This is a genomic window from Roseovarius sp. B-10 (assembly GCF_056859295.1).
The window spans coordinates 120,292-147,193 of the sequence record NZ_JBSXOE010000035.1; the positions used below are offsets into that span (position 1 = coordinate 120,292).

Genomic DNA, 26,902 nt, shown 5'->3' on the forward strand with positions numbered 1-26,902 from the left:
GTCGGCGCATGTCGCGCGGATGAGCAGGGACACGACACAACAGGTCTATACCCTCGTCGTCGAGGTCGGGCGCAAGGCGGGCGACGGGTTGCCCGAGGAGGCCACCGGCGCGGCGCTGATGGTCTATGCCTCGGGCGTGGACGAGACCGAAGCGGTGCGCGAGACGGTGGCGATCCTCAAACAGGCGGGGATGGCCCCGCTGGACGTGACCGGCCACGGCACATGCGAGGAGCGCGAGGCCGAAGGCCACGAGATCGGCGCAGAGGAGCGCGCGCTCATGGCCCGCGCCCGCGACGAGAACGCCGTGATCGTGGCACAGGTGACGCCGTTTCACGACTGAGGCCGATGCCGGGCTTGTCTTGACGGTCTGTTAAGGGCTATGTTCTAGTCTTGTTCACCATGACAGTACGGGGGGAGTCCATCAAGATGTCGGCTATGGAGCATCCCGCCACACAAGACCTACGCCGTTTCCTGGGGCAAGACCGCTTCGGCTGCGTCATGGCCGACCCGCCGTGGCGATTCACCAACCGCACCGGAAAGGTCGCGCCGGAGCACAAGCGCCTGTCGCGCTATCCCACCATGACGCTGGGCGAGATTTGCGCGCTGCCGGTGGCCGAGTATCTGACCGACGCGGCACATTGCTACCTGTGGGTGCCCAACGCCCTTCTGCCCGAGGGGCTGGAGGTGCTGCGCGCGTGGGGGTTCGACTACAAATCCAACATCGCCCGCATTCGAACGTCGACGGACTCACCCCGCGGGAGTATCACCAACGGTCAGAAGAGGACGAAACCCTGAACAGAGCCAACTTATAAACGCGGACTCAAAGGGGAGCAGATCACGATCAATCGAACCATGAGCGGATCGAGACGCGGCTGACGACACGCGCGGCAACCTGACCGGCGCGCTTGGGGAGGTTGTCAGTCGCCACCCTGAGCCGGGTCCGAGGCCGCGCGCACGAGGCGTGTGAGCGTGCCGAGACGCTCTCTCTGCTGTCCCGCGTCGTCGAAATTCGCCGGGTCGAGCCAGAAGCCGAACGCCTCTTTCAGCGCGGGCCATTCCGCGTCGATCGCTGCGAACCACGAGGTGTCGCGGTTGCGGCCCTTGACCACGGTGGCCTGCCGGAAGGTGCCCTCATAGCTTAGCCCCAGGCGTTGCGCCGCGCGGCGCGAGGCCATGTTGAGGGCATCGCATTTCCATTCGAACCGGCGATAGCCTGCGCCGAAGGCCCAATCCATCATCAGGTAGAGCGCCTCGGTCGCGGCGCGGGTGCGCTGCAACGTCGGGGCGAGGTTGATATGGCCGACCTCGATGCTGCCCGCCTCCGGCTTGATCCGCAGATAGCTGGCGACACCGCCCACCTGCCCGGCATCCAGATCGGTGATCGCGTAGAACAGCGGATCGTCCGCCGCCGCCGCCTCGCGCGCCCACCGGTGGTATTGCGAGGCCGAGGAGAACGGGCCGTAGGGCATGTAATCCCAGAGCGTGGGATCGGCGCTCATCGCGCGGTGCAGATCGACCGCGTGCCGGTCCGCATCGAGCCGGTCGAGCCGCGCGTAGCGCCCGGTCAGCGGCGTGCCATCGGGTGCGGGCGGCGGCCGCCAATCCAACAGTTGAGGACCGAGGGGGCGGCTGTCCGACATGGCTGACGCCTCACTCCTGCGGGATGACCCTGAGCCCGAGTTCCATGAGCTGATCCGGGGTCGGCTCACTGGGGGCGTTCATCATCAGATCCTCGGCGCGCTGGGTCATCGGGAACATGATGACCTCGCGGATGTTGGAGGTGCCCGCGAGCAGCATCACCATGCGGTCGATCCCGGCAGCACAGCCACCGTGGGGGGGCGCGCCGAACTGGAACGCGTTGACCATCCCGCCGAAGCGGTTGCGGACCTCCGATTCAGAGTAGCCTGCAAGTGCGAACGCCTTGAACATGGTCTCGGGGCGGTGGTTGCGGATGGCGCCGGAGACGATCTCGTAGCCGTTGCAGGCGAGATCGTATTGATAGCCAAGCACCTGAAGCGGGTCGCCGTCGAGGGCCTCGCGCCCGCCCTGGGGCATCGAGAAGGGGTTGTGCGAGAAATCGACCTTTCCGGTCTCTTCATCCGCCTCGTACATCGGGAAATCGACGATCCAGGCAAAGGCGAAGCGGTCCTGCTCGGTCAGGCCCAATTCCTCGCCGATCACGTCGCGGGCGCGGGCGGCGACCCGCTCGAACGCCTGCGGCTTGCCGCCCATGAAGAATGCGGCGTCGCCGACGCCAAGGCCAAGCTGCTGGCGGATCGCCTCGGTCCGCTCGGGGCCGATGTTCTTGGCAAGGGGGCCTGCGGCTTCGAGACCATCGCCCTGATCGCGCCAGAAGATATACCCCATCCCCGGCAGCCCCTCTTTCTGGGCAAAGGCGTTCATGCGGTCGCAGAACTTGCGGCTGCCGCCGGTGGGGGCGGGGATGGCACGGATCTGGGTGCCGTCCTGTTCGAGGAGTTTCGCGAAGATGGCGAAGCCCGAGCCGCGGAAATGCTCGGACACGTCCTGCATTTCAATCGGGTTGCGCAGGTCGGGCTTGTCGGAGCCGTATTTGAGCATCGCCTCGGCGAAGGGAATTTGCGGCCATGTCTCGGGCGCATCCACGCGCGCACCCTCGCCGAATTCCTCGAACACGCCGGCGATCACCGGCGCGACGGTGTCGAACACGTCCTGCTGCTCGACAAAGGACATTTCCATGTCGAGCTGGTAGAAATCGGTGGGCGAGCGGTCGGCGCGGGGGTCCTCGTCGCGAAAGCAGGGCGCGATCTGGAAATACTTGTCGAAACCCGAGACCATGATGAGCTGCTTGAACTGCTGCGGCGCCTGCGGCAGCGCGTAGAAGCGACCGGGGTGCAGGCGCGAGGGCACGAGGAAGTCGCGCGCGCCCTCGGGGCTGCTCGCCGTTATGATCGGCGTCTGGAACTCGCGGAAGCCGCGATCCCACATGCGCCGCCGGATCGAGGACACCACGTCCGAGCGCAGCACCATGTTGTGCTGCATCGCCTCGCGGCGCAGGTCGAGATAGCGATAGCGCAGGCGCGTCTCCTCGGGGTATTCCTGATCGCCGAAGACCTGCAGGGGCAATTCGTCCGCACTGCCGAGAACCTCGAGGTCGCGGATATAGACCTCGATCTCGCCGGTGGGGATTTTCGCGTTCACGAGGCTCGCGTCGCGGGCCTTCACATTGCCGTCGATGCGGATGCAGTATTCCGCGCGCAAGCCTTCGACCGCGTCGAAGACCGGGCTGTCGGGGTCGCACAACACCTGCGTCACGCCATAGTGATCGCGCAGGTCGATGAACAGCACGCCGCCGTGATCGCGGATGCGGTGGACCCAACCGGCAAGGCGGACGGTCTCTCCGACATGGGATTTTCTCAGATCGGCGCAGGTATGGCTGCGATAGCTATGCATTTGGGGTCTCCGGGGCCGCGCGGGCCGCTGATGGCGTTCTGTGTCGGGTCCGCGCCGATACACATGGGCGGGGCGGCAAAGTCAAGGCCGGGGGTGGGCCGAATGCTTTACAGACCGCCTGAAACCAATAGAATACCGACGCTTGGGGCTGGCATCCGGCAGGGCCGGGCACGGCAGGCCGGATCGAGACGCCGATGCGCGGTGCCGGGGATGGCACGGGACTGGAGGTGTGCGATGTGGAGCAAGACCCTCGATCATCTATTGACTCATCTGTTCCGCCAAGGACGGCTGCGTGTGACGTTCCCTGACGGCACGACACGCAGCTACGGGCCGGGAAACGGGCGGGAATGCGCGGTGGTGCTGCATCATCCGGCCTTACCGCGGCGGATCGTGCTGTCACCCGACATGGGTGTGGGCGAGGGCTATATGGACGGCACGATCACCATCGAGGATGACGACGTCTATGGCTTCCTGAGCCTCGCGATCCAGAACATCGCGGCGCAGGGGCAGCCGTGGTTCCGCCGCCCGCTGGAGGCGTTGCGCCGGCTCAAGCGGCGGTTTGATCAGTCCAACCCGGTGGCGCGGTCGCGCGCCAACGTGGCGCATCATTACGACCTGTCGGGCGAACTCTACGATCTCTTTCTCGACGAGGACCGCAATTACTCCTGCGCCTATTTTGCCCGCCCGGACATGACGCTGGAAGAGGCGCAGGCAGCCAAGAAACAGCATATCGCGCGCAAGCTCTTGATCGAGCCGGGGATGAGGGTGCTGGATATCGGCTGTGGCTGGGGTAGCATGGGAATCACGCTGGCGCGCAATTTCGGGGCAGAGGTCGTGGGGGTCACGCTGTCGCGGGAACAGCACGAAATGGCCAATGCCCGCGCCGCCAAGGCCGGGCTGTCGGACAAGGTGCGGTTCGAGTTGATGGATTACCGCGACGTGCAGGGAGAGTTCGACCGAATCGTGTCGATCGGCATGTTCGAGCACGTGGGCGTGCCGCAATACGACGCCTTTTTCAGCTCCGTGACCCGGCTATTGAAACCGGAGGGGATCGCGCTCATCCACACGATCGGGCGCGCGGGGCCGCCGGGGACAACGAGCCCGTGGATACTGAAATACATCTTTCCCGGCGGCTATTGCCCGGCCATGTCCGAGGCGATGGCGGCGGTGGAGCGGCAGGGCCTCGTGACCACCGACGTGGAGGTGTGGCGCCTGCATTATGCCGAGACACTGAAGGAATGGCGCAAGCGGTTCGAGGCCAATATCGACCGCGTCCGCGCGCTCTATGACGAGCGGTTCTGCCGCATGTGGCGCTACTATCTCATCGCCAGCGAGCTGACCTTTCGGCTCAACAACCAGGTGGTGTTCCAGTTCCAGATGACGCCGAAGCAAGACGCGGTGCCGCTGACGCGCGACTATCTCTATCGCGAAGAGGCCGACAGCGAGGGGCGCGGCGCGGCGGCCTGAGGTATCAGACCGGCACCGGGGCGAGGGCGCGGGCAAAGCGCGCCTTCCACAGCGCCTCTTCGTATTCGCCGTCGGCCGTGCTGTCGTAGACGACGCCGCCGCCCACGCCGAGCCGGGCGTGCCCCCCCTCCACCATCAGAGTGCGGATGGCGACGTTGAACTCACTGCGGCCGTCAGGGGCGGCCCACCCGATGGTGCCGCAGTAGATGTCGCGCGGGGCCGGTTCCAGATCGGCGAGGATTTCCATTGCGCGGATCTTGGGGGCGCCGGTGATCGAGCCGCAAGGGAACAGCGCGCGCAGGATGTCCGAGAGCGTGGTGCCGGGGGCGAGGTCGGCGGCGACGAGCGAGGTCATCTGGTGCACGGTCTCGAAGGTCTCTACCGAGAAGAGCGCGGGCACGCGCACCGATCCCGGCACGCTCACGCGGGAGATATCGTTGCGCAGCAAGTCCACGATCATCAGGTTCTCGGCACGGTTCTTTTCGTCCGATTGCAGGAAGTAGCGGCGGCGCGCGTCCTCGGCGGGATCATCGCTACGCGGCTGGGTGCCCTTCATCGGGCGCGTCTCGATGGTGCTCTCGGCATCGGTGCGGAAGAACAGTTCCGGCGAGCGCGACAGGATCGCGGGCAGGCCCTCGGCCTCGATCAGCGCGCCGAAACGCACCGGCTGCACCGCGCGGAGCGCGGCATAAAGCGCCTGCGGCGTGCCCGAAGCCTCCAAATTTAGCGGGAAGGTAAGATTGGCCTGGTAAATATCACCCGCGCCGATGAGCCCGTGGACCGTGTCGAAGGCGCGGGCGTAGCGGCGCGCATCCCAATCGGGGCGGACCGCGCCAAGCCGCGCCGGGCCGGAATCGAGCGGCCCGGCCGCCTGCGGCGCGGTATAGGCCCCGAATTGCAGGAGCGGCAGGCGGCGGTGGGCGGGCATGAGCGGCGCGAGCCGCGGCTCGAGCGCGTAGCCAAGTTCGTAGCTGGCAAATCCCGCGAGCCAGTACCCGTCGGCGCGCGCCTCGTCGAGCGCGGCGAGCGCGGCGGGCACCTCGTCCGGCGCGTACGCCACGATCAGCCGGTCGGCCTGCGCAAAGACGCAGGGCCCGTCCGCTAGCCCGTGATCGAAACGAATCTGCACCATGCACCCCTTGCGCTGATGGACCGAAATTAGGGCGTGAGGCGGCGAATGACACCCACAAAAGCGCCGCCTCGCGGTGGTTTTGCGCAAGGCCCCCGCGCGCTTGACAGGCGGGGGTACGGCGGGCGAGCGTCGTGGTAAGGAAACATTCAGGCGAGGCGTTTGCCATGACGAAGCGAGTCGCGGGGGCCGGGGCGCTGTGCCTGTGGGCTGCGATGGCGTCGGCTGGGCCGGTGTCGATCGGCTTCGAGGGGGTGCCGGAAGGCGTGGCGCCGCCCGAGATCGCCGAGGACGGATACCGCATCTTTACCCGTGACGCGATGATTTCCGGCCCCGGCAAGTCCGGCGACGGCAGTGACGGGCCGAACGAGATCGAGGGCGCGATGGGCGGACGCGGGGCCATCGCTATCCTGCGCGATGGGCCTTTCACCTTCGTCTCGCTCGACTGGCAGGCCGAGAGCGGCGTGCCGGAGGTGGTGGCCGAGGGGTATCTCGGGCCGCAGCTCGTGGCGCACGAGCGGTTTGCCGCGCGTGGGGCAAGGTTTGTCACCTTTGCCGCCGGGGCGCTGAAAGGGCGGGTGATCGACCGGCTGATCCTCTATCCGCAGCGCGACGGGCGGGGCATGGGTGCGCTTGACCGGGTGATCCTCGACGATGCGCCGGGCCACGCCCCCGCGTCCTGACCCGCGTGCCGGTGATGCCCCTTGCACACGGGCGGGTGATGGATATAACCCCACCAATTTGCGCGCGGGCAGAGACCGCGCGCAGCCACCAAAGCTGCCCGGGGACCGACATGCCGAAAAGAACCGATATCTCGTCCATCATGATTATCGGCGCGGGGCCCATCATCATCGGACAGGCCTGCGAATTCGACTATTCCGGGGCGCAGGCCTGCAAGGCGCTGCGCGAGGAGGGTTATCGCGTCATCCTCGTGAATTCCAACCCAGCGACGATCATGACCGATCCCGGCCTCGCCGATGCCACCTATATCGAACCGATCACGCCAGAGGTGGTCGCCCGCATCATCGAGAAGGAGCGGCCCGACGCGCTCTTGCCGACGATGGGCGGGCAGACCGGGCTAAACACCGCGCTCGCCGTGGCCGATATGGGCGTGCTGGAGAAATTCGGCGTGGAACTGATCGGCGCCAACCGCGCCGCCATCGAGATGGCGGAGGATCGCAAGCTCTTTCGCGAGGCGATGGACCGGCTGGGGATCGAAAACCCGAAAGCCACCATCGCCAACAACATGGACGAGTGCATGGCGGCAATAGATTTCGTGGGCCTGCCCGCGATCATCCGCCCCGCCTACACGCTGGGCGGCACCGGCGGCGGCGTGGCCTATAACCGCGACGATTACATCCATTACTGCAAGTCGGGCCTCGATGCCTCGCCGGTCAGCCAGATCCTGATCGACGAGAGCCTGCTGGGCTGGAAGGAATACGAGATGGAGGTGGTCCGCGACAAGGCGGACAACGCGATCATCGTCTGTTCCATCGAAAACGTCGATCCGATGGGCGTGCACACGGGCGATTCGATCACCGTGGCGCCGGCGCTGACGCTGACGGACAAGGAATACCAGATCATGCGCAACGGCAGCATCGCCGTGCTGCGCGAGATCGGGGTGGAGACCGGCGGTTCGAACGTGCAATGGGCGGTCAACCCCGAGGACGGGCGCATGGTGGTGATCGAGATGAACCCGCGCGTGAGCCGCTCCTCGGCGCTGGCCTCCAAGGCCACCGGTTTTCCGATTGCCAAGATCGCGGCAAAGCTGGCGGTGGGCTATACGCTCGATGAGTTGGACAATGACATCACCAAGGTGACGCCTGCCAGTTTCGAGCCGTCCATCGACTATGTCGTGACGAAAATCCCGCGCTTTGCCTTTGAGAAATTCCCTGGCAGCCAGCCCCACCTCACCACCGCGATGAAATCGGTGGGCGAGGCGATGGCGATTGGCCGGACGATCCACGAGAGCCTGCAAAAGGCGCTCGCCTCGATGGAGACGGGGCTGTCGGGCTTTGACGAGGTCGAGATACCGGGTCTGGCCGACCTCGGACCGGACGGCGCGCCCGACAAGGCGGCGATCACCCGCGCGCTGTCGGTGGCCACGCCCGACCGGATGCGCACCATCGCGCAGGCGATGCGGCACGGCCTGACGGATGACGAGATCCACGCCGCTACCGCCTTTGATCCCTGGTTCCTCGCCCGCATCCGCGAAATCGTGGAAGCCGAGGAGCGCGTGCGCCGCGACGGTCTGCCGATGACCGAGGACGGCCTGCGCCGCCTGAAGATGATGGGCTTTACCGATGCGCGGCTGGCCGCGCTGACGGGCCGCGACGAGGCTCAGGTGCGCCGCGCGCGCGTCAATCTGGGCGTTCACGCGGTGTTCAAGCGGATCGATACCTGCGCCGCCGAGTTCGAGGCGCAGACGCCCTACATGTATTCCACCTACGAGGCCCCGATGATGGGCGAGGTGGAATGCGAGGCGCGCCCCTCGGATGCGAAAAAGGTCGTCATCCTCGGCGGCGGTCCGAACCGGATCGGCCAGGGGATCGAGTTCGACTATTGCTGCTGTCATGCGTGTTTCGCGCTCTCGGACGCGGGCTATGAGACGATCATGATCAACTGCAACCCCGAGACGGTCAGCACCGATTACGACACCTCTGACCGGCTGTATTTCGAGCCGCTGACGTTTGAGCACGTGATGGAAATCCTGCGCGTCGAGCAGGAGAACGGCACGCTGCACGGGGTGATCGTGCAGTTCGGCGGGCAGACGCCGCTGAAGCTCGCGCGCGGGCTGGAGGCCGAGGGCATCCCGATCCTCGGCACCACGCCCGACGCGATCGATCTGGCAGAGGATCGCGAGCGGTTCCAGGACCTGGTGATCCGGCTGGGCCTCAAGCAGCCGCAGAACGGCATCGCAAGCACCGACGCGCAGGCGCTGGAGATCGCCGAGAGCATCGGCTTTCCGCTCGTGATCCGGCCCTCCTATGTGCTGGGTGGGCGCGCGATGGAGATCGTCCGCGACATGGCCCACCTGGAACGCTACATCGCCGAGGCGGTGGTCGTCTCGGGCGACAGCCCGGTGCTGCTCGACGGTTATCTGTCGGGGGCGATCGAATGCGACGTGGATGCGCTCTGCGATGGCAAATCCGTGCATGTCGCGGGCATCATGCAGCATATCGAGGAGGCGGGCGTGCATTCGGGCGACTCAGCCTGCTCGCTGCCGCCTTACTCGCTGGAACCCGAGATCATCGCCGAGATCAAGCGCCAGACCGAGGCGCTGGCGCGCGCGCTGCACGTGGTGGGGCTGATGAACGTGCAATTCGCGGTCAAGGGCAAGGATATCTACCTGATCGAGGTGAACCCGCGCGCAAGCCGCACCGTGCCCTTTGTCGCCAAGGCCACCGACAGCGCCATCGCGGCCATCGCCGCGCGGCTGATGGCGGGCGAGCCGATGGACGCCTTCCCGGTGCGCGGCCCCTACCCCGATGGCGCGACGCCCGGCAGCCTGCCGATGGCCGACCAGATGACACTGGCGGACCCGGACATGCCGTGGTTCTCGGTCAAGGAAGCGGTGCTTCCCTTCGCGCGCTTTCCGGGGGTCGATACCATCCTCGGGCCGGAAATGCGCTCGACCGGCGAGGTGATGGGTTGGGACGTGTCGTTCCCGCGCGCCTTTCTCAAGGCACAGATGGGGGCGGGCGTGCACCTGCCCGAGAGCGGGCGGGTGTTCGTGTCGATCAAGGACAGCGACAAGACCCCGCAGCTTGTTGAAACGGCGCAGGTCATGACCGACTTGGGATTTACGCTCGTGGCCACGCGCGGCACGGCAGAGTTCCTGACCGGGTCAGGGCTCGATTGCGAGGTGGTCAACAAGGTCTACGAGGGCCGGCCCAACATCGTGGACCTGCTCAAGGACGGCGAAATCGCGCTGGTGATGAACACTACCGAGGGGGCGCAGGCGGTCGAGGACAGCCGGGAAATCCGCTCGGTCGCTCTCTATGACAAGATCCCGTATTTCACCACGCTCGCCGGATCGCACGCGGCGGCGCAGGCGATTCGCGCGCGGCAGGAGGGAGTGCTGGAGGTGATGGCATTGCAGGGCACGGGCGGGCGCTGAGAGGGCGGGCGCTGACCTTTTCGCGATACGACCTGCCCGTCTTCCAAGTCGCTTTCGCGCCATATCCCTTCGATTTTGCCCGGTATGCCGAAAACGCCGGGGGGACATTCCGCGAATGCATGGATTTTCGTCGCAATCGTCATTGCGCCGCCAGGATTTATCCCTATTTGGCCGGTGTAAGCGACGCACCGCTTGCACGATCCACTCTAACGCCAAGGAGGCAAGACATGACCCGCGACGAGCTGAACCGCGAACTGCGTATGCACTCTGCCTCCTGGCAGGCCGTTCTGATCGTCTATGGCGCGATCGTGGGCACCTTTGTGCTCTCGGCCATGGCGGTTCTCTGAACCGCATCAGACGATAGTACCTCGCAGGATTGCGCCGCGAACGGGATCGCCCGTTCGCGGCCTTTATCCATGTCAGGCCGACGCGCCCGTGACCTTGGGGTCGTTCGGGTCGATCTTGGCGGATGCCGCATCGCCCACGTTGTCCACCCCGCGCTCTTCGAGCAGCGTGGTGAGCCAGTCGGGGTCCATCTCGGGCACCGAGCTGAGCAGCAGGTCGGTATAGGGATGGTGCGGGGGCGTGAACATCTCGTCCTTGGGCCCCTGCTCGACCACCCTGCCGTGCTGCATCACCACCACCTCGTCGGCGATCGAGCGCACGGTGGCGAGATCGTGGGTGATGAACATGTAGGCGAGGTTCAGCTCGTTCTGGAGCCGGTCCAGAAGCCGTAGGATGCCCTCGGCCACGAGCTGATCGAGCGCCGATGTCACCTCGTCGCAGACGATGAAGGTTGGCTCGGCCGCGAGCGCGCGGGCAATGCCGATGCGCTGTTTCTGACCGCCCGACAATTCCGGCGGGTAGCGGTTGTAGTACTGCGCCGGTTCAAGCTCGATCAGGTCGAGGAGTTCATCGACCCGGTTCTTGAGCGCCGCCCCCTTGAGGCCGGAATAGAACGCCGCCGGACGCCCGATGATCTCTGAGATGCGGACCTTGGGATTGAGCGCGGTGTCGGCCATCTGGTAGATCATCTGGCACTGACGCAACTGGTCCTTGGTGCGGTTGCGATAGTCCGGCGGGAACGGCTCGCCCTTGAACAGCACCTCGCCCTTGGAGGGTGGCAAGAGCCCGGTGATGACCCGCGCGGTGGTGGACTTGCCCGAGCCCGATTCGCCCACGACCGCGACGGTCATACCCTCGTAGATATCGAAACTCACATCGTCGAGCACCTTGTCGCCACTGGTATAGGAGGCATCCACGTTCCTGACCGAGATGAGCGGCGGCGTGCCGTCGGTGGGCCGCCTGCGCTGCGGGCTCTTGAAGCCGCGCACCGCCCAGAGCGACTTGGTATAGTCCTCCTGCGGGTTTTCGAGCATCTCGCGGGTGGGCGCCTCTTCGACCTCTTCGCCCTTGAGCAGCACCTTGATCGTGTCGGCCATCTGCGCCACCACCGCGAGATCGTGGGTGATATAGATCGCCGCAGTGTTGAACTCGTCCACGATGTCGCGAATGGCTGAAAGCACCTCGATCTGTGTGGTCACGTCGAGCGCCGTGGTCGGCTCGTCGAAGATGATGAGATCGGGGCGGCAGGACATGGCCATCGCGGTCATCGCGCGCTGCAACTGCCCGCCAGAGACCTGGTGCGGGTAGCGAAAGCCGATCTCCTGCGGGTTGGGCAGCCGGAGCTTTTCGTAAAGCTCCATCGCGTCTTCCTGCGCCTCCATCCGCTTTTTCAGACGGTATTGCAGGGGGGCCTCGGTATGCTGGTCGATGAGCTTGTGCGACGGGTTGAACGAGGCCGCCGCGGATTGCGCGACGTAGGCGATGCGCGAGCCCCGGAGCGCGCGCTTGTCGGACTCGCTCGCGGTGGTCAGCTCCATCCCGTCGAACTCGATGGTGCTATCGACGATGCGCGTGCCGTCACGGGCATAGCCCATGCAGGCCGCGCCGATGGTCGACTTGCCGGCCCCCGACTCGCCAATGAGACCCATCACTTCGCCGCGGTGAAGAGTGAGATCTACCCCTTTGATGATGGGCACCCATGTCTCATCGGAATAGCCCTCGATCTTGAGATCGCGGATTTTCAGCAGAACGTCTTTCTTCTTGGTCATCGGTTCACACCTTCAGGCCAGAGGAGCGGTAGAGCATCCAGTCCACCACGAAATTTACGGCGACGGTCAGAAGCGCGATCGCCGCAGCCGGAATGAGCGGGGTCAGCTCGCCAAACGAGATCAGTGTCGCGTTCTCGCGCACCATCGAGCCCCAGTCCGCGGTCGGCGGCTGAATGCCGAGGCCGAGGAACGAGAGACCGGCGATGAGCAGGAACACGAAGCAGAATTCCAGCCCGAATTCCGCCACCAGAGGCGCCGTGGAATTGGGCAGGATTTCCCGCCGGATGAGATACCACTTGCGTTCGCCGCGCAGCTTGGCCGCCTCGATATAGTCCATGACGACCACGTTGCCCGCGACCGCCCGGGTAAGGCGGAAGACGCGCGGGCTGTAGATCACCGCGACGACCAGAACGAGGATTACCTCGGAGGGGTTAAAGATGGTCAGCATGAAGCCCGCGAACACCGTGGCAAAGCCCGCCATGACGGCGAGACCGATGAGCCAGCCGATGATGCTGCTCTCCGAGATCGCCGCGACCATCAGCACCCCGACAACCGCCGCAAAGCCCACGAGAAGCCAGAAGCTCGTCGTGTTGTTGGCCAGGTCACCGCCGAAGATTGACAGCATCAGCAGCGCGAAGATGAGCGACGGGATCGACATGATGACGTCCGACATCCGCCCGAGGAACTGATCAAAATAGCCCCCCGTCGTCGCCGCCAGAAGCCCCGCGAGCGCGCCGAGGAAGAACGCGAGGACCGTGCCCGCAAGCGCCAGCGCCACGGTGTTACGCGCGCCGAAGATGATGCGGCTGAACATGTCGCGACCCAACTGGTCGGCGCCGAGCAGCATGTTCTCATCCGCAGGCGCAAAGGCCGACGTGATCACCTCGGCCTCGCCGAAGGGCGCGATGATGGGGGCGAAGATGCCCGCCACCGCGTAGGTGAAGATCACGAACATCCCGAAGCCCGCGGTCAGCGGTGCGGTGCGCAACTCCTTGGCCATGTTGACCGAGGAGATCGCGACTAGAAACTCGCGGAACCCGTAGGCCACCATCGCGGCCATCGCCAGCAGACCCGCCGAGACCGCCACGAACTTGAGCGCCGGAACACCACCGATGATGCCGAGCACGAACGAGACGAGCGTGAGCGAGAACAGCAGAAGGAAGGCCGACCGCTTGTTGTAATACGCCGCCAGGCAGGATGCGCCGAGCAGCAGGGTGTAGTAGATTATGACGAAAACACTCATGTCCCTGCCCCCTTATTTCGGATGCCGCAGACGCGGATTGGTGAGGATCGCGCCCACATCGGCTGCCAGGTTGAGCAGGATGAAGGTCGCGGCGAAGATCAGGCAGCAGGCCTGAACCACCGGGAAGTCACGCTTGGAGACCGCGTCCACCAGCGCCTGTCCGATGCCGGGATAGACGAACACCACCTCGACCAGGACCACGCCGGTGATGAGGTAGGCGAGGTTCAGGGCCACCACGTTGATGATCGGCGCCCAGGCATTCGGCAGGGCGTGTTTGACGATCACCTTCCAGGGCGGCGTGCCCTTGAGGCGGGCCATCTCGATATAGGGAGACGACAGCAGGTTGATGATCGAGGCGCGTGTCATGCGCATCATGTGCGCCGTCACTACCAGCACCAGCGTGAGCGCCGGCAGGAAGGTTCGGTGCAGCAACTCGCCGAAATCCATGCCCTCGCGCAAGCTCGCGATGGCGGGGAACATGCCCGTGTTGACCGCGAGATAGAGAATCAGGATGTAGCCCAGAAAGAACTCGGGGCTCGAAATCGAGGTGAGCGTCGCCACGTTGGCCACCCGGTCGAAGATCGAGTTGCGCAGCAGCGCCACGATGACACCGAGCACGATCGACACCGGCACCGCGATGGCGGCGGCGTATGTGGCGAGGAACAGCGTGTTGGCAAACCGCTCGCCGATGGTCTCGGTCACGCTCGCGCCGGTCACGATGGAATTGCCGAAGTCGAACATCACCGCGCCCGACAGCCAGTCGAAGTAACGTACGATGGCCGGTTGATCGAGACCCATTTCCTTGCGCAGCGCGGCAAGGTTCTCGGGGGTTGCCCCCTGCCCCAGCACTGCCGTTGCAATATCGCCGGGCAATAGCTCGACCATGAAGAAGATTATCACGGAAATGACCAGTAGTATGATCAGTCCCAGACCCAGCCGCTTGGCGACAAGCCCAAGGATGTCCCCCATCTTTCCCTCCTGCTGTTGTACGTCCGCGCCTTTGCCGGCTTGTTATCCGGTCAGGCTAGCGGCTTTTTCGTGGGCGGCGAAACATTTTTTCTCGTTTTCTGCCGCCGAAAGCGAAGCGAGCGGCCCCCGAACGGGGGCCGCCACCATGTCGTAAAGGGCCGGTCAGGTGGAGAACCACCAGCGGCTTGCGGCGCGCGCCCCGTCACAGGACCAGCTGGCCGCGACGTTCTCACTGCGCTCGACGCCCTTGCCCCGGGCGTAGACCCAGTTGTTGAAGAACGGCAGCAGCGTGCCGCCATCGTTGCGCATCAGCAGGCACATCTCGCGATACATTTCGGCACGGAGATTGTCGTCGAGTTCGCCCTTGGCCTGAAGCAGCAGTTCATTGAACCGCTCGTTCTGCCAGTAGGTCTCGTTCCACGCAGCGTCGGATTTGTAGGCCAGCGTGAACATCACGTCGGGCGTCGGACGCGCACCCCAGGAGACAGCCGAGAACGGCTTTTTCAGCCAGACATCGGAGTAGTAGCCGTCATTGGGCTCGCGCACCACGTTGATATTGATGCCCGAGGCCTTGGCCTGCTCGGCATAGAGCACGCACATGTCCACCGCACCGGTATAAACGCTCTCGGCCACCGACATGTTGACCGAAAGTCCCTCCTGTCCCGCCTTCTTGAGCAGCGATTTCGCCTGGTCCGGGTCATACTCGCGCTGCGGGATGTCGTCGGGCCAGTAGGGTTGCACCGGCGACAGGTGGAAGTCGTTGGCCTTGGTTGCCGCGCCGAAGGAGATCTTCTCGATGATCTCGTCGCGGTCGATGGAGAGCTTGAGCGCGTTGCGCACGTTCACGTCATCGAAGGGCGCGGTGTTGCAGTGCATCGGCATGGTGATCGCGCCGCCCGAGGGGATGTTGTCCACCTTGATGTTGGGGTTGCGCTCGAGCAGCGCCATGGTCTTGAGCTCGATCAGCGACACCGCGTCCACATCGCCCGTCACCAGCGCCGTCTGGCGCGCGTTCGGGTCGTTGAGGATGATCATGGCCACGTTGTCAAAATACGCGCCCTCGCCGTGCCAGCCGTCGTGGCGGCTCAGTTCCCACTGGATGCCGAATTCGCCCGAATCGATCTTGTAGGGGCCGGTGCCGTCGCCGGACGCCCAGTCGATGCCGCCGTTACCGTCCGAGGGGCAGATGGCAAAGTGATAGTCCGTCATCAGCCAGGGCAGGTCGGCATTGCCGCGCGACAGCGTGATGACCACCGTGTAATCGCCATCGGCCTTGACGTCGGTCACGTCGGTCAGCAGCGCCTTGGCCGCCGAGGTCGATTCGTCGCCGCGGTGATGGTTGAGGCTGTCCACCACATCCTGCGCGGTGCACTTCTTGCCGCTGTGGAAGGTGGCATTCTCGTTGAGCGTGAAGGTCCACTCTGCCGCGTCGGGGGTGGCCGACCACTCCGTCGCCAGATCGGGGCCGAGCCCGTTCTCGGGGGTGATCATGGTCAGATAGCTGCGGTGCGTGTGCGCCAGGAAGATCATCTGCCGCGTCACATAGGTGCCCGGATCGTGCGTGTCCGAGCTGTTGCCGTCATGCACACCCCAGCGGAACGTGCCGCCGCGCTGCGGTTGGGCGGCGGCGGATTTGGTCCAGAGACCAGTGGCCGCGGTAGCGGTAACACCCGCAACACCCGCATAATGCATAAAGGACCGGCGCGAGATCTTGCCCTCGCGGGCAGCCATCGCCAAGCGATCCATAAGGATTTGATCGGTTTTCCTCGTCATGAGACTTCCCTGTTTTTTGGTTGATCTGTCGTTGCAAGACTCGCTGGCGCGGCCTTGGGGTTCAGCTTCCTTGTCAGAGGCCCTGTCAGGATGCTCAAAAACGACATGTCGGTATCAAAACACGAAATAACCCCGGTTTCCAGCGTTGATAACAAGCTTTTGCAAATCAATAAGATAAGGTGACCCGGATCGCCGCGTCGCAGCATCGCGCGCCGCTCAGCCCCGCCGAGTGCGCAGTCGCGCGAAGTAATCGAGCCGCTTTTTCAGCTCGCGCTCGAAACCGCGCTCGGGCGGCATGTAGTAAACCGGGCGTTTCATGCCCTCGGGAAAATAATCCTGTCCCGAGAACCCGTCCTCGGCATCGTGGTCGTATTCGTAGCCCGCGCCGTAACCCTGCTCCTTCATCAGGGAGGTGGGCGCATTCAGGATATGCTTGGGGGGCGGCTCGCTGCCGGTCTTCTTCGCATCCCGCAGGGCCGCCTTGTAGGCGGCATAGCCCGCGTTCGATTTCGGCGCGAGCGCGAGGTAGATCACGGCCTGCGCCAGTGCCAGTTCCCCCTCGGGGCTGCCGAGGCGCTCGTATATCTCCCAGGCGTGGAGGCAGACGGTCTGCGCGTGGCTGTCGGCGAGGCCGATATCCTCGATCGCCATCCGCGTGATGCGTCGCGCCAGGTAACGCGGGTCCTCGCCCCCCGCGAGCATCCGCGCAAGCCAGTAGAGCGCGGCATCCGGGTCCGAGCCGCGCACCGATTTGTGCAGTGCCGATATGAGGTTGTAATGTGCGTCGCCCGATTTGTCGTATTGCGCCGCGCGCTTCATCAGCCGTCCGGTCAGCGCCGTGGTATCGAGCTTGCCCTCGACGCGCCACGCCGCCACCTGCTCGATCAGGTTGAGAAGCGCGCGACCATCGCCATCGGCCATCTCCAGCAGGTTTTCGCGCGCCGGACCATCGAGCGGCAAGGCGCGGCCCATTTCCTGCTCGGCGCGCTGCGCCAGAAGCTCGAGATCGGCGAGGTCGAGCCGCTCGAGCACCAGCACCTGCGCGCGGCTTAGAAGTGCGGCGTTGAGCTCGAAGGACGGATTTTCCGTGGTTGCCCCCACCAGAAGGATCGTGCCGTCCTCCATATGCGGCAGGAACGCATCCTGCTGCGCGCGGTTGAAGCGGTGGATCTCGTCCACGAAAAGCAGCGTGCCCTGCCCCTGCGAACGGCGGCGGCGCGCCTCGTCGAACACGCGGCGCAGCTCGGGCACGCCGCTGAAAATGGCGCTGATCTGCACGAAATGCAGATCGGTCTCGTCCGCCAGCAGCCGCGCGATGGTGGTCTTGCCCACGCCCGGCGGCCCCCACAGCACGAGCGAGCCGAGGCTGCCCGCCGCCAGCATCGCGCCAAGCGCGCCATCGGGGCCGAGGATCGCCGCCTGCCCGATCACCTCTGACAGCGCGCGCGGGCGCAGCCGGTCGGCCAGCGGGCGCGGCGCGGTGGCGGGGGGCTCTTCCCCGGGCGCGGTATCGAACAGGTCCGCCACGCTCAGAGCCGCAGCCGCAGCGACAGGCGGCGCCCGTCGCGCACGATGCCCAGCACCAGAACCCGGTCCACGGCACGCAACGCGGCGGCGGCGGTGGCGCTGTCGGGGATCGGTTGCCCGCCTATCTCGCGCAGGATGTCACCCGCCCGCAGCCCGGCGCGCGCGCCATAGGGGCCGGGCTCCTCGATCAGCACGCCTGTCGCCCCGAGCGGCAGGCGGAATTCCTCGATGACGGCTGGGTTGATGGTCACGAGCGCCACGCCGGGCAGTGCCGCCGCGCGCCCTGTCACGCGCCGGTCGCGCGGCGGGGTCTCGGGCACGGCGGTGAGCGTCACCGCGATCTCCGAGGTTGCGCCCTCTCGCACGCGGGTGACGTTGGCCTCGGCCCCGATGCCCGCGAGCGACAGGCGATAGACCATCTCGGCGGGGCTGTTGACGGGTTCTCCATCGACGGCGACGACCACATCTCCGGGGGCAAGCCACCCGGCGAATACGCTCTGCGGATGCACCTGCGAGATCACCAGCCCGCGCGGCCGGTCGAGGCCAAGCCCCTCGGCCATGTCAGGGGTCACGATCTGCCCCGAAAGCCCGGCCCAGGGCCTCTCGAAGCTCTCGTTACCCGCCCGTGCCTGTGCCACGAACTGCGCCACGAGATCAGCGGGGATGGCAAATCCGATGCCGTTCGACCCGCCCGACCGCGACAGGATCGCGGTGTTGATGCCGATGAGTTGGCCATTCACGTCCACCAGCGCGCCACCAGAATTGCCGGGATTGATTGGCGCGTCGGTCTGAATGAAATAGCCCCGCGACGAGCCCATCGCCGTGCCCGACCGCGCCAGTCCCGACACGATGCCGCTACTGACCGTCTGGCCCACGCCGAACGGGTTGCCGATGGCCAGCACAAGCTCGCCCACCGCGACACTGTCGCTGTCGCGCAGGCGCAGGGCGGGCAGCTTTGGCGCATCCTCGATCTGGAGGATCGCGACGTCCGCCTCCTCGTCGCCCAGAAGCACGCGGGCCGCGTATTCGCGCCGGTCGTTGAGGACCACGCGGATATCCGTCGCCTCGCCCACGACGTGGTAGTTCGACACCACGATCCCGTCTTCGGACAGAATCACGCCGGAGCCGAGCGAATTCTGCACGCGCGGGCGGGCGGGGCCGAATTCGCGGAAGAACCGCTCGAAGAACGGATCGCCCATGAACGGGCTGCGGCGGCGTTCGACGACGCGGCTGGCATAGATGTTGACCACAGCCGGGGCGGCCTGTTTCACCACCGGGACAAAGCCCGTGGCGATCTCGGTCGCGCTGCCCGGCACGCGCATATCGGCGACGGCAGGCGCGGCGAGCAGGGTCAAGACAAGACAGAGGCTTCGGAACACGAAGAGCGGCCTTTCTCGTGATTAACCGGACGCCCCGAGATATGCGGGGCGGGGGCTGGCAATGCAAGCCTCGCGCTCTTTCCTGGTCCGAATAGCCAAACCCACAGACGCAAAACCCCCGCCGGTGAGGGCGGGGGTCAGGGCCTTGCCAACTGGTTGGCCTGGCTTATTCTTCTTCGGCTTCCTCGGCGGCGACGCGGGCGCGGTCGGTGGCGCCCTTGGCATCGACGTCGCGCTCGACGAATTCGATGATCGCCATCGGCGCCATGTCGCCATAGCGGAACCCGGCCTTGAGCACGCGCACATAGCCGCCCTGCCGGTCCTTGTAGCGGGGTCCGATCACGTCGAACAGCTTGGCGACGTGGGCCTCCTGCTTGAGCTGCGCCGCGGCCTGGCGGCGGGCGTGCAGATCGCCGCGCTTACCCAGCGTGACAAGCTTTTCCACGATCCGGCGCAGTTCCTTGGCCTTGGGCAGGGTGGTCTTGATCTGCTCATGTTCGATGAGCGAGCCGGCCATGTTCGCCCACAGCGCCTTGCGGTGCTCGTGGGTGCGGTTTAGGCGGCGGTATCCTCTTGCGTGACGCATGTCGTTCTCCTTCGTGTTTTGCTTTGTCCGGCGGTCTGATGCGTGTCAGCCGCTCTCCTTGGGGCAGGATTGCCCGGTTGTCGGGGAAACCGATTTCCTGAAAAGAAATCGGAACGGAAACTTTTCAAGTTTCCGTCCCCTTATCTCAAAAGGCGTCCTCGAATTTCTTGGCGAGGTCCTCGATATCGTCCGGCGGCCAGTCCTCGACATCCATGCCGAGGTGCAGCCCCATGCCCGAGAGCACTTCCTTGATCTCGTTGAGCGACTTGCGGCCGAAGTTCGGCGTGCGCAGCATCTCGGCCTCGGTCTTCTGGATGAGATCGCCGATATAGACGATGTTGTCGTTCTTGAGGCAGTTGGCCGACCGCACGCTGAGTTCGAGTTCGTCCACCTTCTTGAGCAGGAGCGGATTGAATTCCAGCCCGTCCTCGTCGTCCTGGCGCCCTGCCGATTCCGGCTCGTCGAAGTTGACGAAGATCGACAGCTGATCCTGGATGATACGCGCGGCATATGCGACGGCATCCTCGGGGGTGATGGCGCCGTCGGTCTCGATCTTCATGGTCAGCTTGTCGTAATCCAGCACCTGCCCCTCGCGGGTGGGCTGCACCTCGTAGCTGACCTTGGTGATCGGCGAATAGATCGCGTCGATCGGGATCAGGCCGATGGGCGCGTCCTCGGGCTTGTTCTTGTCGGCGGCGACATAGCCCTTGCCGGTATTCACCGTCAGTTCCATGTAGAATTCCGCCCCCTCGTCGAGGTGGCAGATGACATGTTCCCGGTTGAGGATCTCGATGCCGGCGCTGTCGGAGATGTCACCGGCGGTGACGATACCCGGCCCCTTGGCGTTGACGGTCAACCGCTTGGGTCCTTCGACCTCCATGCGGATGGCCACGCCCTTGAGGTTGAGCACGATGTCGGTGACATCCTCGCGCACACCCGGCACGCTGGAGAACTCGTGCAGCACGTTGTCCATCTGCACCGCAGTGATGGCCGCGCCCTGGAGCGACGAGAGCAGCACGCGCCGCAGCGCGTTGCCGAGCGTGAGGCCGAAGCCGCGCTCGAGAGGCTCGGCCACGACAACCGCCTGGCGCAGCGGATCGTTGCCCGGCTTGATCTCGAGCTGTGTCGGCTTGACCAGCTCGGCCCAATTCTTGTGGATCATGCATCCCTCCATTCCTGTCGCCGCCCCATGTCCGGTGGGCCGCGACGCCCGAGGTTTTAAAATGACGTGGCGGGCCGCGCGGATGGCGCGGCCCGCTTGGTAAACGATCCGATCAGACGCGGCGACGCTTCGGCGGGCGGCAGCCGTTGTGCGCGATCGGCGTCACATCGCGGATCGAGGTAATATTGAACCCCACTGCCGCGAGCGCGCGCAGCGCCGATTCGCGGCCCGATCCGGGGCCCTGAACCTCGACCTCGAGCGTGCGCATCCCGTGTTCCTGCGCCTTCTTGCCCGCGTCTTCGGCGGCAAGCTGCGCGGCATAGGGGGTCGACTTGCGCGAGCCCTTGAAACCCATGGTGCCAGCCGACGACCATGCGATGGCATTGCCCTGCACGTCTGAGATCAGGATCTTGGTGTTGTTGAAGGACGAGTTCACATGCGCCACGCCTGTGGCGATGTTCTTGGAGGCCTTCTTTTTCGTGCGTTTGGTATCGCGTGCCATATCTGCTGCCCTCCCTTATTTCTTCTTGCCGGCGATGGGTTTCGCCGGGCCCTTGCGGGTGCGGGCGTTGGTATGGGTGCGCTGGCCACGGACCGGCAGGTTGCGGCGGTGGCGCAGGCCGCGATAGCAGCCGAGGTCCATCAGGCGCTTGATGTTCATCTGCGTTTCGCGGCGCAGGTCGCCCTCGACGGTGAAGTTGGCGTCGATATGCTCGCGCAGGGCCAATGCCTCGGCGTCCGAGAGCTCGTTGACGCGGCGGGCCTGGTCGATGCCGGTGGCCTCGCAGATGGCCCGTGCCGAGGAGGGGCCGATTCCGGTGATGTAGGTGAGGGCGACGGGCACCCGTTTCGATGTCGGGATGTTAACGCCGGCGATACGTGCCAAGTGTCTTTTCCTTTTCGTTGCGGTTCCGTAGCTCCAGAACCTTTTTTCACAACGCAGGCCCGAGGCGTTTACCGCTCCGGGCCGCAGCTGAATTCGGGATGTCGATACCACCGGGCCGCCCCCGGCGGGAATCGCTCTCGCTTGAGAGATAGGGCTGGTTATGGGGAAATGAAGGGGGCGTCAAGCCCCCGTCCGGTTATTTGTCGAGCGTCGCCGCGATAGCCGCCTTGACCTCGTCCATGCTGCCCATGCCATCGACCGGCGCAAGCTTGCCCTTGGCGTGGTAATAGCCGATGAGCGGCGCGGTTTTCTTGTAGTACTCCATCAACCGGTGGCGGACGCTCTCCTCGTTGTCGTCGGCGCGCACGGGTTGCCCTGCCGCCGCCGCCTCGGCGGCGCGGCCGACGATGCGCTTGACCAGCGTATCGTCATCGACCTGCATCTCGACCACGGCGTCGAGCGTCTCGCCCTGCTCGTCGAGCAGGTCGGCAAGCGCGTCTGCCTGCGCCAGCGTGCGCGGAAAGCCGTCGAAGATGAACCCGCCGCGCTTGTCGCCCTGCAGTTTCTCGCGGATGAGACCGATCACGATCTCGTCGGTCACGAGGTCGCCACGCGCCATCACGTCGGCCACGATCCGACCCATCTCGGAGCCGCTGTCCTTGGCCTCGCGCAGCATGTCGCCGGTGGAGAGCTGGATCATGTCGCGGCTCTCGACAAGCATCTGCGCCTGCGTGCCCTTGCCCGCGCCCGGCGGCCCCAGAAGAATGATGTTCATCGGCGGGTCCCTCCCTTGCGGCGTCCCTTCTTGCGGCCCTTGCCGCTCAGTTGCGATTTCTCGATCAGCCCCTCGTATTGATGGGCCAGGAGATGCGATTGCACCTGCTGGATTGTGTCCATCGTGACCGAGACCACAATCAGCACCGACGTGCCACCGAAATAGAACGGGATCGCGAACTGGCTGCGCAGGATTTCCGGCAGGAGCATGACCGCCACGAGATAGGCCGACCCCAGCACGAGGATGCGGTTGAGGACGTATTCGATGAATTGCTCGGTGCGCTTGCCCGGGCGGATGCCGGGCACGAACCCGTTCTGGTTCTTGAGGTTCTCGGCCACGTCATCGGGCTTGAACGCCACGTTGAACGTGTAGAAATACGTGAAGAACACGATCATCGCGGTGAAGAACACCAGATAGAGCGGCTGTCCCGGGCCGAAATAGGCAAGGATCGTGGACATCACCGGGCTGGTGGCATTACCCGAGAACGTCCCCACCGTGGCAGGCAGAAGCAACAGCGAGGAGGCGAAGATCGCCGGGATCACGCCCGCCGGGTTGACCTTGACCGGCAGGTGCGACGAGCCGCCGTCATAGACCTTCATCCCCACTTGCCGGCGCGGGTACTGGATGTGGATCTTGCGCAAGCTGCGCTCCATGAACACCACGAAGGCAATGACCGCCACCACCATCACCATCACGCCGATGATGACCGCCGGGCTGATCGCGCCCGAGCGACCGGAGGCGAAGAACTGTGCCAGGGCCGCCGGCACCTCGGCGATGATGCCGACGAAGATGATGAGCGAGATGCCGTTGCCCACGCCGCGCGCGGTGATCTGTTCGCCCAGCCACATCAGGAACATGGTGCCGCCGACCAGCGTGATCATGCACGACGCGATGAAGAACAGGCCCGGATCGGTGACCATGTCGCCCGATTGCAGGCTGACCGCGAGGCCGTAGCTTTGCAGCGTCGCAAGCCCCACCGTGCCGTAACGCGTGTACTGGTTGAGTTTCTTGCGGCCCTGCTCGCCCTCTTTCTTCAACTGCTGAAGCGTGGGCACCATCGCCGAGAGAAGCTGCACGATGATCGAGGCCGAGATATAGGGCATGATGCCGAGCGCGAAGATGCCCATCCGCCCCAGTGCGCCGCCGGTGAACATCGACAGCATCCCGCCGATGGTGGCCTGCGCCCCCTCCATGAATTCACGAAGCGCGGCGCCGTCGATGCCGGGGACGGGAATGAAGGTGCCGAGGCGATAGACGATCAGCAGCCCGAGCGTGAACAGGATGCGGTTGCGGAGATCGGTGGCCTTGCCAAGCGCGGACCAGCTTGTGTTGGCGGCCATTTGCTCTGCTGCAGATACCATGCGCGGGTCTCTCTCATGTGCGAACGCCGCCAAAGCCGGTTTTCAGCTCAGGCGGCGTCATCGGAAAACCTGAGGCGTATGTAAGCGGGCGCAGGCCCGCTCACAACCTCTTATTCGGCGGCCTGCGCCGTCGTGACCGTAAGGCTGCCCCCGGCCTGCTCGACCGCCGCGACAGCGGATTTCGACGCGCCGGACACTTGCAGGTCGAGCTTGGCGCTTACCTCGCCCTTGGCCAGCACACGAATGCCGTCGAGCTTGCGCCGCACGAGGCCCGAGGCCACGAGCACGTCCTCGGTGATCGGCTGGGCGGCGTCGATCTTGCCGGCCTCGACGAATTTCTGGATCAGGCCAAGGTTGACCACCGCGTAGGATTTGCGGTTCGGCTTGGTGAAGCCGCGCTTGGGCAGGCGCTGATAGAGCGGCATCTGGCCGCCCTCGTAGCCCTTGATCGCCACGCCAGAGCGGGATTTCTGGCCCTTGATGCCGCGTCCGCCCATCTTGCCCATGCCAGAGCCGGGGCCGCGGCCGATGCGTTTCTTGCGCTTGGTCGCGCCGTCGTTGTCACGAAGTTCGTGCAGTTTCATTGTCGCTTCTCCTTGCCGGATGCGGCCCCCAGCGACGGGAGCGGCCGAACACGGCTTTGCTGGTTGATGAGGGCCCTCGGGCCACCGGGCGCGTATAGACGCAGGTCGCGCGGGGATCAAGGGCCGAGTTGCCCGCCCGTCTGTCAGCCCACGGGCGGGTTGCGCCATGTGCTTGGGGCAAAGGGCCGGGTGAGCGCGCGTTCCACCAATGCGAGCCGGTCCTGCCCGTAGAACGGATCGCCGCCGACGACATAGGTGGGCGAGCCGAAGACGTGGCGCGCGATCGCCTCTTCGGTGTTGGCGCGGTGCAGCGCCTGCACCGGCGCGGCGCGCGCGGCGGCGAGTATGGCGTCGGCATCCAGGCCGCATCCCGCGATCAGCGGCGCGAGCGTGGCCGGGTCCGAGATATCGGCATCGTCGCGCCAATGCGCGCCGAGAATCGCGTGGGCCAGCGCATCGGCCCCCTGCCCCGCATCCTGCGCCGCGATGATCGCGCCGTTGGGCAGGGCGAGCGGTGCGTCGTGATGGGTGGGGCGGCAGTGGATCACGGCAACGCCGCGATACTCGGCCCAATGCTCTATATCGCGGCCAAAGAAGTAATCCACATGCGCCTGTGTGCGCCCGGAGAAGGGCTGGCCGCCCGCGGCCTCCACCACCGGGGACAACTCGATGGGCTTGTGCAAGAGCCGCGCGCCGTGGCGGGCACAGATTTCCGACAGGCACGCCGAGCCGAGCCAGGCAAAGGCCGAGTGTGCCGAATAGAAATATTCGATGGTCTGCATGGGGCGAGCCTAGCCGCTTGGCTCGCGCGGTACCATCGAAACCCTTTTTGTGGACACCGGGCGCGGGCGCGTTACGCTGCGAAGAGCCTGTCACGGAACCTGCCCATGCGCGCCCTGCCCCTTTGCCTTGCCCTGAGCCTGACCGCGCTGCCCGGCCCCGCGCCGCAGGCGGCGGCGGGCTGCGCGCGCGACGCGATGCTGGTCTTCGATGGGTCGGGCTCGATGGGTGAGGTGGGCCATGACCTGACTGCGCCCACGAGGATCGAGGACGCGCGCCGCGCGGTGCGCGCGGCGATGCCGGATATCGCGCCCTACCGGCGGGTGGGGCTGCTGACCTACGGGCCGGGCGGGAGTAATGCCTGTTCGGGGATCGACCTGCGCTTTGGCCCCCGGGCCGATGCAGGCCCCGCGGTGGTGGCGGAGATAGAGGGACTCGCCCCCGGTGGCCTCACGCCGCTCGCGGCCTCGGTCGCGGCGGCGGCGGACGTGCTGAGCGGCGAGGGGATCGTGGTGCTGGTGACCGACGGCAACGAGACCTGCGGCGGCACACCCTGCGCATTGGGCGCGCGGCTGGCAGAGACCGCGCCGGGGCTGACCGTGCACGTCATCGGCTTTCGCGTGGTCTATGACCCGTTTTCGTGGAACAGCCCCGAGGCAAAGGCGCTGGATGGGCAGACGGTGGCAAAATGCCTGCCCGATGCCACCGGCGGGCTGTTCGTGTCCACCGAGACGGTGGACGAACTGACCGACGCGCTGCGGGTGACGCTGGGGTGTGTGGTGGTGGGAATGCGACGTGGCGAGCAAACGATCCTGATTAGAACAAAGACATAAGACGCTAAGATAGCCCCAACGATCATTAAAGTTCGCGTTCTCGTTTCAGTTGTGGGGGTCACCCAGAACGCTTATCTTAACGAATGTTAACGATCGGTTAACGGCTTCTTTCACCAGAGGACTCATTATGAAATACATTTTCTTTGTCACCCTCCTTCTTCCGTTCGTTGCATCCACGCCGACCATCGCGGCCGTAGCTGGGCAGATAGGGCTGGAGCGTCAAACATGGGAACAATCCATCGCGCATGGAGGTGGGTGCAGGAAGAGTTCCCCTCCCGGCCAATGCTGTCATGCGGGCAAAAAGCCATACCATTGTCACTGAGAATGTCCCTGATTGCCCGGGAATGATAATGGACCCCGTTTGTAGAGCAGATGGCGTTTCGGAAGCATTTGTGACGAATCAATGTGCGGGCCGCTGGTAAGACTGTCGCGAGAAAACACTCTCGCGGTAATAATTCATAATACATAATGCGCGCGTTATGGTTAAAGCAAAACGCCCCGGCCATCACTAGCCGGGGCGTTCATTCTAGGACACGGGAAACTTCAAACGTTTCCGGGACGTTTTCCTAGCAGGAAAACGGTGCTCAGCCCTTTTCCTCGACGATCTGCACCATATGCGGGATCTTGGCGATCATGCCGCGCACCGCGGGCGTGTCTTCAAGCTCGCGGGTCTTGTGCATCTTGTTCAGGCCCAGACCGATCAGGGTCTGGCGCTGTTTCTCGGGGCGGCGGATCGGCGAGCCGATCTGCTTGACGACGATGGTCTTTGCCATGCTCAGGTC

General features: G+C 65.1%; 23 protein-coding genes and 1 pseudogene. 6 read left to right on the forward strand and 18 right to left on the reverse strand.

Going from position 1 to position 26,902, the window contains the following annotated elements; all coding sequences use genetic code 11:
• Window positions 1-19: 19 nt before the first annotated feature.
• Together AC13D8_RS12705 and AC13D8_RS12710 are read left to right on the forward strand one after the other, a co-directional pair.
• On the forward strand, window positions 20-340 hold the full coding sequence (locus AC13D8_RS12705) for a hypothetical protein (protein ID WP_482969142.1): 321 nt from the start codon (window positions 20-22) through the stop codon (window positions 338-340).
• Between the two features lie 158 nt (window positions 341-498).
• A pseudogene (locus AC13D8_RS12710) lies at window positions 499-812 on the forward strand (MT-A70 family methyltransferase).
• Window positions 813-917: 105 nt separating this feature from the next.
• On the opposite strand, the gene AC13D8_RS12715 reads toward AC13D8_RS12710, so the two are convergent.
• Both AC13D8_RS12715 and aspS read right to left on the reverse strand, forming a co-directional pair.
• Entirely contained in the window at window positions 918-1,640 is a 723-nt protein-coding gene (locus AC13D8_RS12715) for a GNAT family N-acetyltransferase (protein WP_482969143.1), read from the reverse strand.
• 10 nt (window positions 1,641-1,650) lie between these two features.
• Complete coding sequence (gene aspS, locus AC13D8_RS12720; RefSeq protein WP_482969144.1) at window positions 1,651-3,432, reverse strand: aspartate--tRNA ligase; 1,782 nt, start codon at window positions 3,430-3,432, stop codon at window positions 1,651-1,653.
• 234 nt (window positions 3,433-3,666) lie between these two features.
• Here aspS and AC13D8_RS12725 point away from each other — a divergent pair, with 234 nt between their 5' ends.
• Window positions 3,667-4,899, forward strand: coding sequence for a class I SAM-dependent methyltransferase (locus AC13D8_RS12725; RefSeq protein WP_482969145.1), 1,233 nt, complete (start codon window positions 3,667-3,669; stop codon window positions 4,897-4,899).
• 4 nt (window positions 4,900-4,903) lie between these two features.
• Here the strand turns inward: AC13D8_RS12725 and AC13D8_RS12730 are convergent, their stop codons facing one another.
• On the reverse strand, window positions 4,904-6,028 hold the full coding sequence (locus AC13D8_RS12730) for an aminodeoxychorismate synthase component I (protein WP_482969146.1): 1,125 nt from the start codon (window positions 6,026-6,028) through the stop codon (window positions 4,904-4,906).
• A gap of 167 nt (window positions 6,029-6,195) precedes the next feature.
• Between AC13D8_RS12730 and AC13D8_RS12735 the strand changes: the two genes are divergently transcribed.
• Complete coding sequence (locus tag AC13D8_RS12735; protein WP_482969147.1) at window positions 6,196-6,711, forward strand: hypothetical protein; 516 nt, start codon at window positions 6,196-6,198, stop codon at window positions 6,709-6,711.
• 110 nt (window positions 6,712-6,821) lie between these two features.
• On the forward strand, window positions 6,822-10,148 hold the full coding sequence (carB, locus tag AC13D8_RS12740) for a carbamoyl-phosphate synthase large subunit (RefSeq protein WP_482969148.1): 3,327 nt from the start codon (window positions 6,822-6,824) through the stop codon (window positions 10,146-10,148).
• A 419-nt stretch (window positions 10,149-10,567) separates the two neighbouring features.
• Here the strand turns inward: carB and AC13D8_RS12745 are convergent, their stop codons facing one another.
• The 14 genes from AC13D8_RS12745 to AC13D8_RS12810 all read right to left on the reverse strand — a co-directional run bounded on the left by AC13D8_RS12745 (window position 10,568) and on the right by AC13D8_RS12810 (window position 25,289).
• Window positions 10,568-12,262, reverse strand: a complete 1,695-nt coding sequence (locus tag AC13D8_RS12745; RefSeq protein ID WP_482969149.1) for an ABC transporter ATP-binding protein — start codon at window positions 12,260-12,262, stop codon at window positions 10,568-10,570.
• Between the two features lie 4 nt (window positions 12,263-12,266).
• Window positions 12,267-13,505, reverse strand: a complete 1,239-nt coding sequence (locus AC13D8_RS12750) for an ABC transporter permease (RefSeq protein ID WP_482969150.1) — start codon at window positions 13,503-13,505, stop codon at window positions 12,267-12,269.
• A 12-nt stretch (window positions 13,506-13,517) separates the two neighbouring features.
• A complete protein-coding gene (locus AC13D8_RS12755) occupies window positions 13,518-14,474 on the reverse strand; it encodes an ABC transporter permease (RefSeq protein WP_129434295.1) in 957 nt (318 codons plus the stop codon).
• A 162-nt stretch (window positions 14,475-14,636) separates the two neighbouring features.
• On the reverse strand, window positions 14,637-16,247 hold the full coding sequence (locus AC13D8_RS12760; RefSeq protein ID WP_129434293.1) for an ABC transporter substrate-binding protein: 1,611 nt from the start codon (window positions 16,245-16,247) through the stop codon (window positions 14,637-14,639).
• 216 nt (window positions 16,248-16,463) lie between these two features.
• A complete protein-coding gene (locus AC13D8_RS12765; protein ID WP_482969151.1) occupies window positions 16,464-17,774 on the reverse strand; it encodes a replication-associated recombination protein A in 1,311 nt (436 codons plus the stop codon).
• Between the two features lie 2 nt (window positions 17,775-17,776).
• The gene (locus AC13D8_RS12770) at window positions 17,777-19,153 is read right to left on the reverse strand and encodes a trypsin-like peptidase domain-containing protein (RefSeq protein WP_482969152.1); all 1,377 of its coding nucleotides are present in this window, start codon (window positions 19,151-19,153) and stop codon (window positions 17,777-17,779) included.
• Between the two features lie 166 nt (window positions 19,154-19,319).
• Entirely contained in the window at window positions 19,320-19,739 is a 420-nt protein-coding gene (gene rplQ, locus AC13D8_RS12775; RefSeq protein WP_482969153.1) for a 50S ribosomal protein L17, read from the reverse strand.
• A 145-nt stretch (window positions 19,740-19,884) separates the two neighbouring features.
• Complete coding sequence (locus AC13D8_RS12780) at window positions 19,885-20,901, reverse strand: DNA-directed RNA polymerase subunit alpha (RefSeq protein WP_482969154.1); 1,017 nt, start codon at window positions 20,899-20,901, stop codon at window positions 19,885-19,887.
• Window positions 20,902-21,013: 112 nt separating this feature from the next.
• The gene (rpsK, locus tag AC13D8_RS12785; protein ID WP_104017194.1) at window positions 21,014-21,403 is read right to left on the reverse strand and encodes a 30S ribosomal protein S11; all 390 of its coding nucleotides are present in this window, start codon (window positions 21,401-21,403) and stop codon (window positions 21,014-21,016) included.
• 15 nt (window positions 21,404-21,418) lie between these two features.
• Window positions 21,419-21,787 (reverse strand): 30S ribosomal protein S13, encoded by a 369-nt coding sequence (gene rpsM, locus AC13D8_RS12790; RefSeq protein ID WP_104017195.1) that lies wholly within the window; start codon window positions 21,785-21,787, stop codon window positions 21,419-21,421.
• Window positions 21,788-21,983: 196 nt separating this feature from the next.
• Window positions 21,984-22,562: an adenylate kinase gene (locus tag AC13D8_RS12795; RefSeq protein WP_482969155.1), complete on the reverse strand. Its 579-nt coding sequence runs from the start codon at window positions 22,560-22,562 to the stop codon at window positions 21,984-21,986.
• Window positions 22,559-23,923, reverse strand: a complete 1,365-nt coding sequence (gene secY, locus AC13D8_RS12800) for a preprotein translocase subunit SecY (RefSeq protein WP_129434285.1) — start codon at window positions 23,921-23,923, stop codon at window positions 22,559-22,561. The genes AC13D8_RS12795 and secY overlap by 4 nt, the downstream gene beginning before the upstream one ends.
• A 110-nt stretch (window positions 23,924-24,033) precedes the next feature.
• Window positions 24,034-24,507, reverse strand: coding sequence for a 50S ribosomal protein L15 (rplO, locus tag AC13D8_RS12805; RefSeq protein WP_482969156.1), 474 nt, complete (start codon window positions 24,505-24,507; stop codon window positions 24,034-24,036).
• Between the two features lie 143 nt (window positions 24,508-24,650).
• The gene (locus tag AC13D8_RS12810; protein WP_482969157.1) at window positions 24,651-25,289 is read right to left on the reverse strand and encodes a DsbA family protein; all 639 of its coding nucleotides are present in this window, start codon (window positions 25,287-25,289) and stop codon (window positions 24,651-24,653) included.
• A 105-nt stretch (window positions 25,290-25,394) separates the two neighbouring features.
• Between AC13D8_RS12810 and AC13D8_RS12815 the strand changes: the two genes are divergently transcribed.
• Window positions 25,395-26,120, forward strand: a complete 726-nt coding sequence (locus tag AC13D8_RS12815; RefSeq protein WP_482969158.1) for a vWA domain-containing protein — start codon at window positions 25,395-25,397, stop codon at window positions 26,118-26,120.
• Window positions 26,121-26,704: 584 nt separating this feature from the next.
• On the opposite strand, the gene rpmD is transcribed toward AC13D8_RS12815, so the two are convergent.
• Complete coding sequence (gene rpmD, locus AC13D8_RS12820; RefSeq protein ID WP_129434277.1) at window positions 26,705-26,893, reverse strand: 50S ribosomal protein L30; 189 nt, start codon at window positions 26,891-26,893, stop codon at window positions 26,705-26,707.
• Window positions 26,894-26,902 lie beyond the last annotated feature (9 nt).